General features: G+C 63.0%; 14 protein-coding genes. 9 read left to right on the top strand and 5 right to left on the bottom strand.

Annotated features, from left to right (window positions below):
• Positions 1-158: 158 nt before the first annotated feature.
• Genes ACX80M_RS10645 through ACX80M_RS10635 form a run of 3 tightly spaced genes read right to left on the bottom strand, consistent with a single transcriptional unit; the run spans position 159 to position 3508 of the window.
• Positions 159-1151, bottom strand: coding sequence for a PDR/VanB family oxidoreductase (locus ACX80M_RS10645; protein WP_252611000.1), 993 nt, complete (start codon positions 1149-1151; stop codon positions 159-161).
• A 55-nt stretch (positions 1152-1206) separates the two neighbouring features.
• Positions 1207-2181, bottom strand: coding sequence for an NHL repeat-containing protein (locus tag ACX80M_RS10640; protein ID WP_252610998.1), 975 nt, complete (start codon positions 2179-2181; stop codon positions 1207-1209).
• Positions 2174-3508 carry a cytochrome P450 gene (locus tag ACX80M_RS10635; RefSeq protein ID WP_252610996.1) on the bottom strand — a complete coding sequence of 445 codons (1335 nt, stop codon included), beginning with the start codon at positions 3506-3508 and terminating at the stop codon, positions 2174-2176. Before ACX80M_RS10635 ends, ACX80M_RS10640 begins: the two co-directional genes overlap by 8 nt.
• A gap of 174 nt (positions 3509-3682) precedes the next feature.
• On the opposite strand from ACX80M_RS10635, the gene ACX80M_RS10630 reads away from it, so the two are divergent.
• The 5 genes from ACX80M_RS10630 to ACX80M_RS10610 all read left to right on the top strand — a co-directional run bounded on the left by ACX80M_RS10630 (position 3683) and on the right by ACX80M_RS10610 (position 8903).
• Positions 3683-4705 carry a LacI family DNA-binding transcriptional regulator gene (locus ACX80M_RS10630; protein ID WP_252614673.1) on the top strand — a complete coding sequence of 341 codons (1023 nt, stop codon included), beginning with the start codon at positions 3683-3685 and terminating at the stop codon, positions 4703-4705.
• Between the two features lie 246 nt (positions 4706-4951).
• The gene (locus ACX80M_RS10625; protein WP_252614674.1) at positions 4952-5974 is read left to right on the top strand and encodes a substrate-binding domain-containing protein; all 1023 of its coding nucleotides are present in this window, start codon (positions 4952-4954) and stop codon (positions 5972-5974) included.
• 116 nt (positions 5975-6090) lie between these two features.
• On the top strand, positions 6091-7179 hold the full coding sequence (locus ACX80M_RS10620; RefSeq protein ID WP_252600456.1) for an ABC transporter permease: 1089 nt from the start codon (positions 6091-6093) through the stop codon (positions 7177-7179).
• A complete protein-coding gene (locus ACX80M_RS10615) occupies positions 7176-7961 on the top strand; it encodes an ATP-binding cassette domain-containing protein (protein WP_252600457.1) in 786 nt (261 codons plus the stop codon). Before ACX80M_RS10620 ends, ACX80M_RS10615 begins: the two co-directional genes overlap by 4 nt.
• A 180-nt stretch (positions 7962-8141) precedes the next feature.
• Complete coding sequence (locus ACX80M_RS10610) at positions 8142-8903, top strand: GntR family transcriptional regulator (protein WP_459309608.1); 762 nt, start codon at positions 8142-8144, stop codon at positions 8901-8903.
• Between the two features lie 232 nt (positions 8904-9135).
• Here the strand turns inward: ACX80M_RS10610 and ACX80M_RS10605 are convergent, their stop codons facing one another.
• Positions 9136-9462 carry a TOBE domain-containing protein gene (locus ACX80M_RS10605; RefSeq protein WP_459309606.1) on the bottom strand — a complete coding sequence of 109 codons (327 nt, stop codon included), beginning with the start codon at positions 9460-9462 and terminating at the stop codon, positions 9136-9138.
• Between the two features lie 78 nt (positions 9463-9540).
• Complete coding sequence (locus tag ACX80M_RS10600; RefSeq protein ID WP_459309670.1) at positions 9541-10551, bottom strand: LacI family DNA-binding transcriptional regulator; 1011 nt, start codon at positions 10549-10551, stop codon at positions 9541-9543.
• Positions 10552-10912: 361 nt separating this feature from the next.
• On the opposite strand from ACX80M_RS10600, the gene ACX80M_RS10595 reads away from it, so the two are divergent.
• The 4 genes from ACX80M_RS10595 (at position 10913) to ACX80M_RS10580 (ending at position 14588) form a co-directional block, all read left to right on the top strand.
• Positions 10913-11617, top strand: coding sequence for a nucleoside/nucleotide kinase family protein (locus tag ACX80M_RS10595; RefSeq protein ID WP_459309605.1), 705 nt, complete (start codon positions 10913-10915; stop codon positions 11615-11617).
• 98 nt (positions 11618-11715) lie between these two features.
• A complete protein-coding gene (locus tag ACX80M_RS10590) occupies positions 11716-12480 on the top strand; it encodes an ATP-binding cassette domain-containing protein (RefSeq protein ID WP_252600461.1) in 765 nt (254 codons plus the stop codon).
• Positions 12477-13562 carry an ABC transporter permease gene (locus ACX80M_RS10585; protein ID WP_252600462.1) on the top strand — a complete coding sequence of 362 codons (1086 nt, stop codon included), beginning with the start codon at positions 12477-12479 and terminating at the stop codon, positions 13560-13562. The genes ACX80M_RS10590 and ACX80M_RS10585 overlap by 4 nt, the downstream gene beginning before the upstream one ends.
• A gap of 45 nt (positions 13563-13607) precedes the next feature.
• A complete protein-coding gene (locus ACX80M_RS10580) occupies positions 13608-14588 on the top strand; it encodes an ABC transporter substrate-binding protein (protein WP_252575940.1) in 981 nt (326 codons plus the stop codon).
• Positions 14589-14631 lie beyond the last annotated feature (43 nt).

Genomic DNA, 14631 nt, shown 5'->3' with positions numbered 1-14631 from the left:
TGATCTCTAACGCTGTTGATCTCTACAAAGGATTCGGAGCCGTGGCGTTACTGGACCGGACCGGACGTGCAGAGCACAGCTGCCTGGTGAGGCACCAAACGGAAACGGACGACGGCGGGAGGTCCCGTCGTCGTCCGCGTAACTGGGCGGCAGGAAGGCTAGAGGTCCAGCACCAGAACGGGGCACGTGGCGCGGGAGACGCAGACCATCATGCAGCTGTTCTCGGCTTTTTCTTCGTGGGTGAGGACGGAGTCGCGGTGGTCGATCCTTCCCTCGATGACCGTGGTTTCGCAGGTGCCGCAGGTCCCTTCGCCGCAGGAGGAAAGGATGCGCGTGCCGGCTTCTTCGAGAACACGCAGGACGGATTTATCCGCCGGGACGGTCAGCCGTACGCCGCTCGTTGCCAGTTCGATTTCGAACGCCACATCGTGCGCGGTGTCCACCTTCTTTGCCGTGAACCGTTCCAGGTGCAGGGACCCGGAGGGCCATTTCTCGGCACAGATTGCCTCGACGGCGGCCAGGAGCGGTTCCGGACCGCAGGTGTAGACGGCTGTGTGGCTGTCCGGGGAGCCCAGGGCCGTGGGCAGATCGATGATCCCCTTCTGGTCCTGGGGCCACAAGGTGGTTCGGGTGCCGTGGGCGGTTAGCTCATCCCTGAAGGCCATGGAGGAAAGTGTCCGGCCTCCGTAGACGAGTGTCCAGGGCTTCCCCTGCTGCTGTACTTCACGGACCATCGCGGCAATGGGCGTGATTCCGATACCACCGGCGACGAACAGGTAGCTGGGGGCATCGACCAGCCGGAAGTGGTTCCGCGGACCGCGGACAGTCACCGAATCGCCGGCAGCCAGCGATTCGTGAACGAACTGCGAGCCGCCGCGGCTGTTGGGCGCATTGAGGACACCAACGACGTAGCTGCTCCGATCTGCCGGATCGCCGCAGAGGGAGTACTGCCGCGTCAGGCCGTTGGAAAGAACCAGGTCGATATGGGCGCCGGGTCGCCACGGCGGAAGGTCTTCGCCGTCCTGGTGCTGGAGGGTGAGGAGTACGACGTCGTCGGCTGCGTGTGTCTTCGACGCGACGCGGGCAACGAAATGGGCCTCTTCGAGGGTGAGGTCCGAAATCGGCCCGGAGATGGTCTCTGTTGTGCTCATGGTCCTGCTCTCAATCTGAAAGTCGTCGCGTGGGATGGGTGCGGGGAAGTGTGTTCTAGTACTGCGTGAGTGACAGGCGGCTGAGCCGCCCGCCGATGAACCACTCGGTGACGTAGAGCCAGTGATCGTCGGCAGCGATGCCGTGGGGGCTGTTAAAGAACCCCGGGTCCACAACCGGTCCGTCCAGGCCCTCGGGGGTGCGGCGGTTGGGCCAGGCGTCGTCCTCGTTCGACCGGGGCCGGGTCTGTTCAAGGACGCGGGTGAATGCATCGCCGTCGAACCTCGCGACTCCGCCGAAGAGTTCGGTAATGTAGATCCGGTTCTCCACGAGAACGAGCGAGGACGGGCTGTCCAGGACTCCTTCGCCCAGGAGCCGCGACTGCATTCCGTTCGGGTCCATGACTACGATTCGGCGGTTGGTGCGGTCCGCCACGTAGATTTCGAGGCGCCCATGGTGGGTCCGCAGCATTATCCCGTGCGGGCAGGCGAAGGCGGTGCCCGTTTCAGCGCCGTCCCGCGTTCCGAGGTAGTGGCCCGAGGCGTCGAAACGGTGCACCAGGCTGGCGCCGTACCCGTCGGCTACCCAGATGTCACCGCTGCCGGAGTATCGGGAGTCGTCGACGGCGATCGACGTCGGGCGCCATGACTCCAGTGCATAGTCCAGCAGTGGCGGGCATTCCAGTTCCAGGAGGACGCTTCCGTCCCTGTTCAGGATCACTGCGCGCCCGGGCGAGAAGTGATCGACGTAGGCCGACGCATCGGCGGGATCCTCGACGAAGCGGTGCCCGGGATCGGCCACCGCGATGACTTCTACGCCGTCACGGTCGCAGGTGAAAATGCTGTGCATTTCGGTCAGGGACGTTCGTATGGTTTCGGAGCGACCTGAAGGGTCGATGACCAACAGGTCGCAGCCTTCCGGGTGGGCGCAGAGAATCCTGCCGTCGCTGAGCACGGCGACACCGGAGTGCATCCAGCCGCGTGACTGTGGCAGCAGGCCGGAGAGGTTCTCCCAGCCGTTGACCTCAGTCAACGAACTTCACCGGAAGCTTTGCGAAGCCGCGGACCATTTGCTTGGCCCAGCGCTCCGGCAACCCGACGACGCGGATCTCAGGGCCTTCGAGGAGAGTCTCCACGAGGACGCGTCCGGCCAGCCGGGCCAGGGGTGCGCCCAGGCAGGCGTGGATACCGTCGCCGAAGGTCATGATGCGGTTCTCCGGCGTCAGCTCGCGGCTGATATCAAAGAAGTCCGGGTTCTGGAAGACCCTTTCGTCCCGGTTGGCGGAGCCCAGCAGGAACATCACCCGGGAGTCCGCCGGTATGGTCACGCCGGCGATGGTGATCTCGGCGGTGGTCTGCCGGCAGAGGTTCTGGCCGGGGGTGTCAAAGCGGAGTGTCTCCTCCACAAAGGCCGGAATGGCGGCAGGGTCCTTCGCAAGGCAGCGCTGGAAGGCCGGGAACTTGTCGAGGGTGGCCACGAGGTTGGTGAGGAGGGCGGCGGGGGCGTCGATGGCTGCCGACAGAATCAGATGGGCGAGGCCCACCTGTTCATCCGGCTCCACCTTCCCGGCGTGCATGCCGAGGATGATCTGGGTGATGGCATCCGCCCCTGTGGCGGTGCCACCGGCTTCGACCTCTTCGCTCCGCTTCCCAAACACGTCCGCGAGGTGCTCTTCGGCTTCCTGATTGGAGACCGCGGCGTCGTCCGGCACTCCGAACTCGCCCACCGTCCGCACCATGGAGCGCAGGAGATGTTCCTGCAGCATTCCGCTGTCCTCGACGGCCATGCCAATCATTTTCGTGGCCGCACCGATAGCCAACGGAAGCGCCACCTCAGTGGCAAAATCACCGCCGCCGTTCTCGCGGAGTTCCGCGATCAGGTGGCGGGCCAGTTCCCTGATGCCGTCTTCCTTGGACAGTATCTCGCGTCCGACAAAGACGCGACGGACGGCTGATCGCAGCGAGGTGTGCCGGGGAGCGTCCACCATGATCAGGTTGCCTGCCCCGTAGGACGCATGAGTACCGTCCATGTCATTGCCCAGGGCGCTGGAGAGCTGCCCGTGGTTTCGCAGGCCTGCCTGGACATCGGCATAACGCGAGACGACGTACAGGTCGCGGCGCTCGTTGTAGTAGACCGGCGCCTTGTCCCGCAGGATTTTGTACAGCTCATAGGGATGGTCATACGCGGCGTAGGAGAGCGGATCGTAGAAGACGCCGGGATCTGTCTCCAGAGCGGGATTCGGGCCAATCCCGGGCGCCGCGACAGGGTCCGGCCTGAGTGCTTCTTCGCCGGCGAGTGCGGCGCCGCTGAAAGGGCATTGCTGGATGTCGGTGGTGTTCGGATCAGTGGCTAACGACATTGGTAGGCCCTGCTTTCGTGGGGTTTGCCTGGATGAGGGAACGAGACCTCAGCCGTGTGAGGAAGGGGATCTGAGCGCGATTTCCTCAAGACTAGCACGTGCCAGTTTTTCGTCAAGGGATGTCCTGACAAACTCGGCGGAGGGCCATCAACCCTGCGCGTATAGGATGTCCAAGTGATCTCTAAACGGCCGACCATGATGGACGTCGCCACTCGCGTCGGCGTTTCACGGCAGCTTGTGGGGCTCGCCTTCCGCAATGAGGCGGGCGTCAGTTCCTCGACGCGGGAACGCATCTTTGAGGCGGCTTCCGAGCTTGGATACAGCCCGGACATAGCGGCGCGGTCACTTCGCCGGCGGAGCAGCAACTACATCGGCGTGCTTTTCAATCCCGCCCACTCATCCGCGGACGACATTGTGGAAGCCCTCTATGCGGCGGCCCACGAGCGTGGCTACAACCTGATTCTCGGTGCCTTGACGGCGACGCGGGACGAGCGGGATGCCATCACGGAACTGCTCGGGTTCCGCACTGAGTCCGTCATCCTGATTTCGCCGGAAACGCCTGTAAACGAGCTGCGGAAACTGGCAAAGAGGCTGCCGGTGGTCAGCATCGGCAGACCTCTGCCGCAGGGTGTCTGCAGTGCTGTCCGGTCAGACGGGCAACGGGGGATCGCGGCGGCCGTGGACCATTTGGTGGAACTCGGGCACCGGGATATTGCCTACGTGCTGACGCGGTCACTTCCTGAATTCGCTGCCCGCCACCAGGGATACGTGACGGCCATGGACAGGCACGGACTGCCCTCGCGGGTCCGGGAGATCGGCGGGGACTTCACCGAGGAATCCGGCGCCAGTGCCGCCGAGTCGCTTCTCGCGGAGCCGGTCATGCCCACCGCGGTGGTCTGCTCCAACGACCACGCTGCCATGGGCCTGATCCATAGGCTTCTGCGTGCCGGATTGCGGGTGCCCGAGGATGTTTCGGTCACGGGCTACGATGACAGCCGCATCGCCAGGCTGTCGTTCCTTGACCTGACGAGCGTCCGCCAGGATCCCGCGGAAATGAGCACGGCAGCCGTTGAGGCCGCCGTTCAGATGATGTCAGACCAGGAGTCGGCGCCCCAGGAACGCATGATCGTTCCCACGCTGGTCATCAGGGGAAGTACGGGCCAGCCCCGGTCAGAGGCGCAGCTGCACCCCAGGTAGGCCGGCGCTGCCGCCGACGTCCCGGCGCAGCGTTTCCCGCGGAAGTTGCATGCCCGCATCCGCAATCCACGCCGTGTGCCCCGCGTCACAAAACTGGCACGAGACAGGACTTTTTCAAAAAGCCTTGCACGTGCCAGGGATTAGGCGTAAGAATGTCCTGACAATAAGTCGAAGATCGGCCGCTCCCACCGGACACCAGTTCCGGATGGAGGCAGGCTTCGGCACCTATGAGAGGGACACGACGAAGTGAAACCTATTTCTACCTTCAAGCGGGGACTCGGCGTAATTGCCATGGCGGGCGTGGCTACGCTGGCGCTGGCAGGCTGCACCGCAACGACCACTGCATCATCAACCACCGGCCTGGCCGACAAGTTCGGCAGCCGTGCCGAAAACCGCAGTGTGTACTTCCTGACCTACTACAACCCTGCCGGCGACGCATTCTGGGCCCAGATCCTCAAGGGAGCGGAAGACGCGTCCACTCTCGGCGGCCTACAGCTGACGCACCAGACCGCTGATGCTGATCCGGACAAAATGGTGGACCTCGTGGCAACAGCCACGGCGTCCAAGCCCGCCGTCATCGTGATGCCTTTCAACGAAGGCGAGAAGTGGGTCAAGGTGGCGTGTGACGCCTCCAAGGCAGGCATCAAGGTCGTCGCCTACAACGTGCCGGCACCCGAGAGTGCCGCCGACTGCGTCAGCGGTTTCGTCGGTCAGGACTTCTTCGAGGTCGGCACGCTCGTTGGCGAGCGTCTCGCTGCGGAAGCCAAGCTGGGCGCCGGCGACAAGGTCCTCTTCCCAGCGGAAGAGCCCGAGCAGAACTACGCCATCCAGCGTGGCGGAGGCGTGCAGAAAGCGCTCGACAAGGTGGGTGCGAAGGGCGAGTACCTCCGGACCTCCGCTTCCGATGAGGAAGCGCTGAACTCCCTCACCTCATGGCTCATCGCCAACAAGGACGTCAAGGCAGTGGCGCCTCTGGGAGGCACCCCGCACCGCAACATCCTGGCTGCCATGGAGGCAGCCGGCGTGAAGGTTCCTATCGTCGGCTTTGACACCTCCCCCCAGGTCATCGACGGCATCAAGGCCGGGGACATCATCGCCACGGCTGACCAGCAGGGCTTCGTCCAGGGATTCCAGTCGCTGATGCAGAGCGCCCTTGCCATCGACTTCGGCCTGGCACCGGCGAACATCAACTCCGGCGGCGTCTCCCTCATCGACAAGACAAACGTGGGAAACCTCGAAGCGCCGGACCTCCAGGGCGTCCGCTGGTAACTGCGTCATAGGGGGATGGAGCGGCGGCCACGCCCCCGCTCCATCCCCTTCCGGGCCCCAGCGCCCACCTCTTCCATTCCGCGGCATCGACGCCGCTGCCATCGAAAGATCAGGTCATGTCACCACAAGACACAGGCACCGACCAACACGTCCTCACGGCGCCGTTGGAAACAGGGGCCATCACCAAAATCCGCCGTCTTGCCGATAACCAACCCGTCACAACAGCCGAGAAATTCAAGGACTACATCCGCTACACCCGCGGCCGCGGAGCCCTCGAAATCGGCGCGATCCTGGCGGTCGTCATCATCGGCTTCGTCATCGCCAGCATCGCCAGCCCCGCCTTCCCATTCCTGTCGGCCAACAACCTCTCGGGCGTCATCTCCCAGAGCATTCCGGTATTGGCCATCCTGGCCATCGGAGTCGGCATCCTGATGATCGCCGGAGAATTCGACCTCTCCCTGGGCGCGAGCATCGGGTTCTCTTCCATCACGTTCATTCACGTCTCCAACTCGTTCGGCTGGGGCTGGGGGGTCCTGGCCGCAATCGCCGCGGCCACCGGTATTGCCCTGATCAACGGACTGATCGTGGTAATCACCGGCATCCCGTCCTTCATCGCCACTCTTGGCATGGCGTTCTTCTGGACCGGGGCCAGCATCTTCATCAACGGCACGGCACCGGCGCTGCTGCGCAAGGGCAAAGACGAAGCACTCGTCACCCTCTTCGCCGGCGATTTCGGCTTCTTCCGCTCGCAGCTGGTCTGGATGATCGTGGTCGGAGTAGTGGCGTGGTTCTTCCTGCACCGCCACAAGCTCGGCAACCACATCTTCGCCGTCGGCGGCAACGCATCGGCCGCGAGGGCCATCTCCATCAACCCGCTCAAGGTCAAGCTCCTCTCCTACGCCCTGTTCGGAGCGATGGTGGGCCTGGCCAGCATCCTGATCTCGGTCCGGACCTCCTCCATGCAGCCCGGTTCCACGGAGGATTACACCCTGATGGCCATTGCCGCTGCCGTGGTAGGCGGAACCTCCCTCCTCGGAGGCCGGGGCACCATCATCGGCATGATCGTCGGCGCCGCCCTGATCCGCATCATCGAAAACGGCCTGATCCTGGGCAAGGCGCCCGGCTTCTACATCCAGCTCTTCGTCGGCCTGATCATCGTGGTCGCCGCCATCTTCAACAAGCTCATGGAAGGCAAAGCATCATGACCATCAACGAGGACTACCTGCTCCGGATTGAGGGCATCACCAAGAAGTACGGCGTCAACACCGTCCTGGACGATGTATCTTTCGACATCGGAAAAGGCGAGGTTGTGGGCCTCCTTGGTGACAACGGTGCCGGTAAGTCGACACTGGTCAAGATCATGTCAGGCGTGGTCGCGGCCACCGCAGGCGACTTCTCCTGGGACGGCACCAAGCACCCGCACGTGAACAGGGCCCTGACCGAGAGCCTGGGCATCGAAACGATCTTCCAGGACTCGGCGCTGGTCCCGCAGATGTCCATTAGCCGCAACATCTTTATGGGCCGCGAGATCACGAACCGCCTAGGTCTGATGAAGATCAAGGAGATGGATGCCATCACCTCCGAAATCCTGGACTCCGTGGTGACCATTGAAGGCATCAAGAGCTCCAAGCAGCTTGTCTCGTCGCTGTCCGGAGGTCAGGCGCAAGCGGTGGCCATTGCCCGGGCCGTCCACTTCAAGCGCAGCCTCCTGATCCTTGATGAGCCTACGTCTGCGCTCGCGGTGCGCGCCACGGAAGCATTGCTGGACTACCTGCGGGCACTGAAGGCCGACGGAGTCAGCTCCGTACTGGTCACCCACAACCTCCACCACGCCTTCGAAGTCTGCGATCGGCACATCGTCATGAACCACGGGCGCAAGATCCTCGACGTTCGCCGCGAAGACACGAGCGTCGAAGAACTGACTGCCGCCGTCGTCGAAGGTGAACTTGGCATCCGCCGATACCGTGAGAACGCCACCGCGGCCTGACCCGACAATCCGGTGATGACGGGACCCGGCACCCGCCTCGGAAGAGTTTCCCCGGCGACGGCCTTGCCCATGGGGCGGCAGGGCCGTCGAGTCGAGCAGACGTCACGGTTTCTCATCGTCAACGGACGTCCGCCGGCTTCCTGCCCCCACCCGTTCGCAACGTCATTCCGGAGGACCACAATGCTGCAGGATCACATCGTCTTGCCCGAGGACCTTTTCGTGGATGTCGACCGCGCAGGTCCCGTTCCCCTCTACTCCCAGGTCTCGTCCTGCATTGAGCAAGCAATTCTCACCGGCCGCCTGCCCGCCGGTGCACGCCTGGAGAACGAGATGGTTCTGGGGCGACGGCTGGGCCTCTCACGGCCAACTATCCGCCACGCGATCCAAGAGCTCGTCGACAAAGGACTCCTGGTGAAAAGCCGGGGAATCGGCACCCAGGTTGTCCACGGCCAGCTCACCCGGGATCTGGCACTGTCCAGCCTCTTTGAAGACCTGTCCAGGATTGGCAAGCGCCCGAGTTCCAGCGTTCTGACGCACGAGCTCATAACAGCCCCTCCACAAGTTGCCGAAGCCCTCGGCACCGGACCTGGCGCCAGGGTCTTGCACCTGCGCAGGATACGTCTCGCAGACGGCGTCCCGTTCGCCATCCTCGAGAACTACCTGCCGGAAAGGTTTGCCGCCTTGTCGCACGGACAGTTGGAGCAAGGCGGCCTCTACCGGCTGATGCGAGCCCGCGGCGCAACCATGCGGGTGGCCAAGCAGAACATCGGCGCCCGCACAGCCGAGCCAGACGAGGAGCGGCTCCTTGAAATGCCTCCCGGAGCTCCCGTCCTTACCGTCAACCGCCGGGTCTACGACAGCCTCGGGAAGGCTGTCGACATCGGCCGCCATTCCTACCGCCCGGACCTGTACTCATTCGACATCACGCTGGTCGACAAGTAGGCGGCCGGCCGGCTCTGCAGGTCAATGACACCAACGCAAGCGGACGACGGCGGGAAGTCCCGCCGTCGTCCGCTTCTTGCCGGTAGCGGGTACTGCCTAGAGTGCGCCCTGTTGGGAAGTTCCGGCGGGGATCGGCACCAGGCGGACGACCTCCACGGGTTCCGCCAGGAGTCCCTCGAGCGAAGCGTTGAGCCGCTTCCTTGTTGCTGAGATGGGACAAAGGTGTCGCGGGTCAGCCACGCACTGGCAGCAACCCAGCGGCCGAGACCTGGTCGGATGATGCCAGGTTCGCGCCGGTCTCGCTGTCGAAGTAGCTGGCCATTCTGGCCTCGAGGGCTATGGTGCAGGGATCTCCGGCCATCAGGCGTGCTTGTCCCGTCTGGCGGATCCAGATGAGGTCGTCCTGGTTGAGTTCCAACATTTTCAGGCCGAGGGCAGGGTCCGGCTGGACTCCGATCAGGGTGTCCGCGCCGAGGTATTCGATGCGCCGGACGGTACCGGCCAGACCCGGGCCGCCGACGTCGGCCGAGACCGTGAGGTGCTCCGGTCGCAGGCCCACTCAAAGGTGCTTGTGCGTCCATTGGCTGCTGATTTCCGGTGCGGGAAAGATTCGGTGGGGGAGTGGAACCTCGAGGCGTCACACTGCGACTGAGGATGCCAGCACCGCGCTTGCTGGCTGGCACGACTGGCGTTCGATCAGCCTGACGGGAATGACGTTTTTGCGCCGGAACCTCTTGTCGGGCGTCGCGATTCGGGCGAGGATGCGCTCGGCAGCAATCCGTCCGACCTGACGAGGGTTCTGGTCGATGACTGACACCGAGGGTTGGAGGACATCCGCCATGGGAAAGTCGCCAAAACTGATGAGCGCAATGTCGCTTCTTTTCAAAGCCTGAAGGGCCGGGAAAACGCCCGTTGAGAACCGCGCGTTGGAGGAGAAGATAGCCGTAGGCGCATCGCTCAGTGCCAGCAGGGTCTTGCAGACCTGGGCGGCAGCGTCCGCGTCGCGCGACCCAAGCACAATCAGATCCTCGTCGATCTCCAAACCGGCATCGTCAAGGGCGGCACGATAGCCTTCCAGGCGCAGCCTAGTGGTGGGGACGTCCGGTGAGTCTCCGACGATGGCGATGCGGCGGTGGCCGTGGGAAATGAGGTGCTGCGTCGCTTCGAAGGCGCCGCCGAAATCGTCTTCGACGAAGTAGTCGGCGTTGAGCTTGGTGGGTACGCGGTCAATGAAGACGATGGGGAAGCTGTCCTGCCACCGTGCGAGGTAGGACTGATCGGCTGCGATCGGGGCGATAATGAGGCCGTCGATCTGGCGGCGGACCGTCGCTTCAATGATGCTTTGCTCCAGGGACGGGCTATCCCCGAGGCTGGTCACGACGATGGCCATGTCGTGTTCGCGTGCCGCCAGCTCAATCCCCTTCGTGACGGCAGCGAAGAAAGGATCGGCGACGTCAGGCACAGCGATGCCAATGACGGCGGATTTGCCCTCGCGGAAGGTGCGCGCGAGCATGTTCGGCACGTACTTGAGTTCGCGCATTGCCGACTGAACGCGCTGCCGCGTGTCTTCCGTGACGTGCGGATCGTCGTTAAAAACCCGGGAAACCGTCTTGGCACTCACTCCGGCGTGCGTGGCCACATCCTGCATCGTAGTCACGGTTCGGCTCCTTCATTGTTTGCTGGGCACACCCTACAGGCTGGGCTGTTCAAAAGCGGGAACACCTCCACTGTTAAAGATGTCATCGGTGACAATCCGCCGCCCACCCCATCCTGCCCGATGTCCGCAGTAACTTCAAGCAACGCATGTCATCGATGACATGCGTTTTTTGATTTCCCTTGACATCGATGACATAGGCATCTAAGTTTCTGTAAGGCAGGTCACAGCGAGTTCCTCGAAGCCGAAGGTTAGAGCCACTCGATCCAGACCTGCGAGTTTGATTCAAGGCAGCGCTTCAAGGGTGTAGCAGCAGAGCTTCTTCACCGTGGCATGACCAACGGAGGAGACAGTGATGAACACTGCTGAAGTTCGACCCCAGGTTTCCCAGCAGGAAGCCGAGCATCTGACGTGCACCTTGGACGAGCTGGTAGAGCGGGCCCGTACCCTCGCTGTCAGCGGAAGCCGGCGCATCCTGGGCATTGCGGGAGCGCCGGGTGCAGGAAAGTCCACTGTGGCGCAGGCTATCGCCGATGCCTTGGATGGCCAGGCTGCCCGGGTCGGAATGGATGCTTTCCACCTGGCCAACGGAGTTCTTGCTGCGCGTGGCTCGATGGACCGCAAGGGCGCTCCGGACACGTTTGACCCCTGGGGATATGCCAACCTGCTACGCCGGCTCAAGGCGAACGGCGAGCCGGTTGTCTATGCCCCGATGTTCGATCGCAGCCTGGAGGAATCCATCGGCTGCGCGATCCCGGTGGCCCAAAAGGTCCCCCTGGTCATTACCGAGGGGAATTATCTTCTCCTGGACGCCGAAGGCTGGCGGGAGAGCCGGGCGCAGATCGACGAGGTCTGGTTCCTGGACCTAAGCGACGTCGAGCGGCAGCTGCGGCTGCTCCGGCGCCACGAAGCCTTCGGAAAGCTTCCTGCGGAAGCAGAAGCGTGGGTACTGGGCAGCGACCAAAGGAATGCCGCGGTCGTTGCTGCTACCCGGGAACGCGCCGATTTGATCATCGACCTGAGCTATTCCCACAGCCGTGAGACCTTCACGAAGGCCTGAATGAAGAGGAAGACAGAAGTGACAGCACAACGAAGTGTCTCCGGCTGCAGGGCCGGGGCCGCCGCATTCGTCCCGTACCAGCTGACAGGTGTTACACCATGACAACAATCCCCGTTTTGGAAGCCCGCGGCCTCACCCGCAGCTTTGGCAATGTACGCGCCCTCGACTGCGTCGACTTCGATGTCAACGCAGGCGAAGTGGTTGCCCTCATAGGTGACAACGGCGCCGGAAAATCGACCCTCGTAAAGGCACTGTCGGGAAACCTTGCTTTGGACTCCGGCAAGATCCTGTTTGCCGGCGGCGAGGTTGAACTGACTTCCCCGAGCCATGCCAGCAGCCTGGGCATCGAAACCGTCTATCAGGACCTTGCCCTGGCACCACACCTGAACGCGGCCCAAAACATGTTCCTGGGCCGCGAAATCCCCAAGCCCGGCTTTCAAGGGCGGCTCGGATTCATGGACAACAGGACAATGCGTGCCAAGTCACGGGAAGCCTTCGATGAACTCGGAGCTACGGTTCGAAGCCTGTCCGACCCAGTCGGCAGCATGTCGGGAGGCCAGAAGCAGGCGATCGCCATTGCACGTGCTGTTGCCTGGGCCAAGGGTGTCATCTTCCTGGACGAACCGACAGCCGCGCTGGGAGTCGTACAGACAAAAAACGTGCTCGAGACGATCCGGCGTGTCCGTGACAAAGGTGTGGGCGTCGTGTTCATCAGCCACTCGATGCCGCACGTCATCGATGTTGCCGACCGAGTCCAGGTACTCCGGCTCGGACGCCGGGTGGCCACCTACGAGGCGAAGAAAACGACTGTGGAAGAACTAGTCGGTGCAATGACCGGCGCACTTGATGGAGCACACTCATGACCACAACCGAAGCCGTACCCCGGACAGCCGGGACGGCACCCGAGATTTCACGCGCACACACCCTCCGACAAGTTCTCCACGTTCAATCGTTCCAGATCCTGCTTGTTCTGATGGTCATCTTCCTGGCCTTCACAGCGCTGGCGCCGGACGTGTTTCCGACCTGGGGCAACGTCCGCCAGATCATCCAGAACGTCTCCATCCTGGGTGTCCTGGGTATCGGCATGACCTTCGTCATTGTCACCTCGGGCATCGACCTGTCCGTTGGATCCAACCTTGTCTTCTCCGGAGTCGTGGCGGCAAAAGTGATGCAGGCCATGGGCGATTCTGGATGGGGAACTGCCATTGTCGGTATCCTCGTCGCCGTCGGATGCGGGCTCGGTTGGGGTCTTCTCAACGGTGTTCTCATCGCGAAAGCCAAGGTGCCGCCGCTGATTGTCACCCTGGGAACACTTGGCGGCGCCTTGGGGCTGGCGCAGGTCATCACAGGCGGCGTGGACATCCGCGAAGTCCCTGCGGTTCTCCAGGACACCATCGGATACGGCAACGTTCCGGGAACCACCTGGCCGACAATTTCCCTGATCGCGATGGTCCTGATCCTGATCTTCGGGACCGTACTCCACCGGACCAGATTCGGCCTCTACACCTTCGCCGTTGGCTCCAATGAGGAATCCGCCCGCCGGGTTGGCGTGAAAGTGGATCGCCAACTGATTTCCATTTACGCACTCTCCGGTGGCCTCGCCGGCGTGGCAGGCATCCTGTCGCTGTCCCAGTACGGCACGACCGCTATCGCCGGTCAGTCAGCGACAAACCTTAACGTAATCGCCGCCGTCGTGATCGGTGGAACGTCACTCTTCGGCGGTGTCGGCACCATCTTCGGAACCGTCATTGGCCTCTTCATCCCCGCGGTACTCCAAAACGGCTTCGTCATCGTCGGCATTCAGCCGTTCTGGCAGCAGGTGGCAGTCGGCGCCGTTCTCGTCCTCGCCGTCTATGTCGATCAGCGCCGCCGGGCGGCGGCAGCCCGAGGGCAGTCCGCCAAGCCTGACGGCAAAAAGAAGCTGTACGGCCGACGCTCCAACTGATTTTCCCCCCGCATCAACCTATCCAAGCAAACTAGGAGCTACACAATGAAGTTGACCCCTAAAGCCACCCTGCTCGCGGCTGCTCTCCTCGCCGCAACGTCCCTCACGGCCTGTGCCGGCGGAAGCGCCTCGGCCGGGAGCTCAGCCGGAGACCAGCCCAAGCTCACCTTCATCCAAGGTGTGGCCGGTGACGAGTTCTACGTCAGCATGCAATGCGGCATCGACGCCGCTGCCAAGGCAGCCGGCGCAACGATCAACACGCAGGGGCCGGCCAAGTTCGACCCGACCCTTCAAAAGCCCATTGTCGATTCTGTTGTGGCATCCCAGCCGGATGCCATCCTGATCGCGCCAACGGACGTGGCCGCAATGCAGGCACCCTTGAAGGCTGCTGCGGCCGCGGGCATCAAGGTCATCCTGGTTGACACCACGGTGCAGGACCCCTCATTCGCCGCGTCTGCGATCGCCTCGGACAACAAGGGCGGTGGCCTTGAGGCCTTCAAGGCAATCAAAAACCTTAGCCCCAACGGGGGCAAAGTCCTCGTAATTTCCACCGACCCCGGAGTCTCAACAGCCGATGCCCGTGTTGCGGGCTTCGAAGAGGGCGCCAAAGCCGACTCAACCTTCCAGTACCTGGGCGTGCAGTACAGCCACAACGATCCGGCTGAAGCCGCCAGACTCGTTTCCGCTGCGTTGGCCAAGGACCCGGACATTGTCGGAGTCTTCGCGGCCAACACCTTCGCGGCAGAGGGAACAGCCACAGGCATCCGCCAGGCCGGCAAACAGAATCAGGTGAAGATCGTCGGCTTCGATGCCGGGCCGGCACAGGTCAAGCAGCTCAAGGAGGGCATCGTCCAGGCCCTGATCGCACAGGAACCGGCATCAATCGGCACCCAAGGTGTGGAGCAGGCGCTCAAGGCCATCAAGGGCGAGCCCACAGAGAAGGAGATCCAGACCGGGTTCAAGCAGATCACCGCGGACAACATCAGCGGTGACGGCGCGAAGTACGTCTACAAGTCCTCCTGCTAACAGCGAGCGTTGCGGTGCCGTTGTCCGCCCACTCGCAAGCTGG

The organism is Pseudarthrobacter sp. MDT1-22, assembly GCF_054511035.1.
Note: the sequence above shows the minus strand (reverse complement) of the source record. Positions and strands in the feature narration are given on the sequence as shown.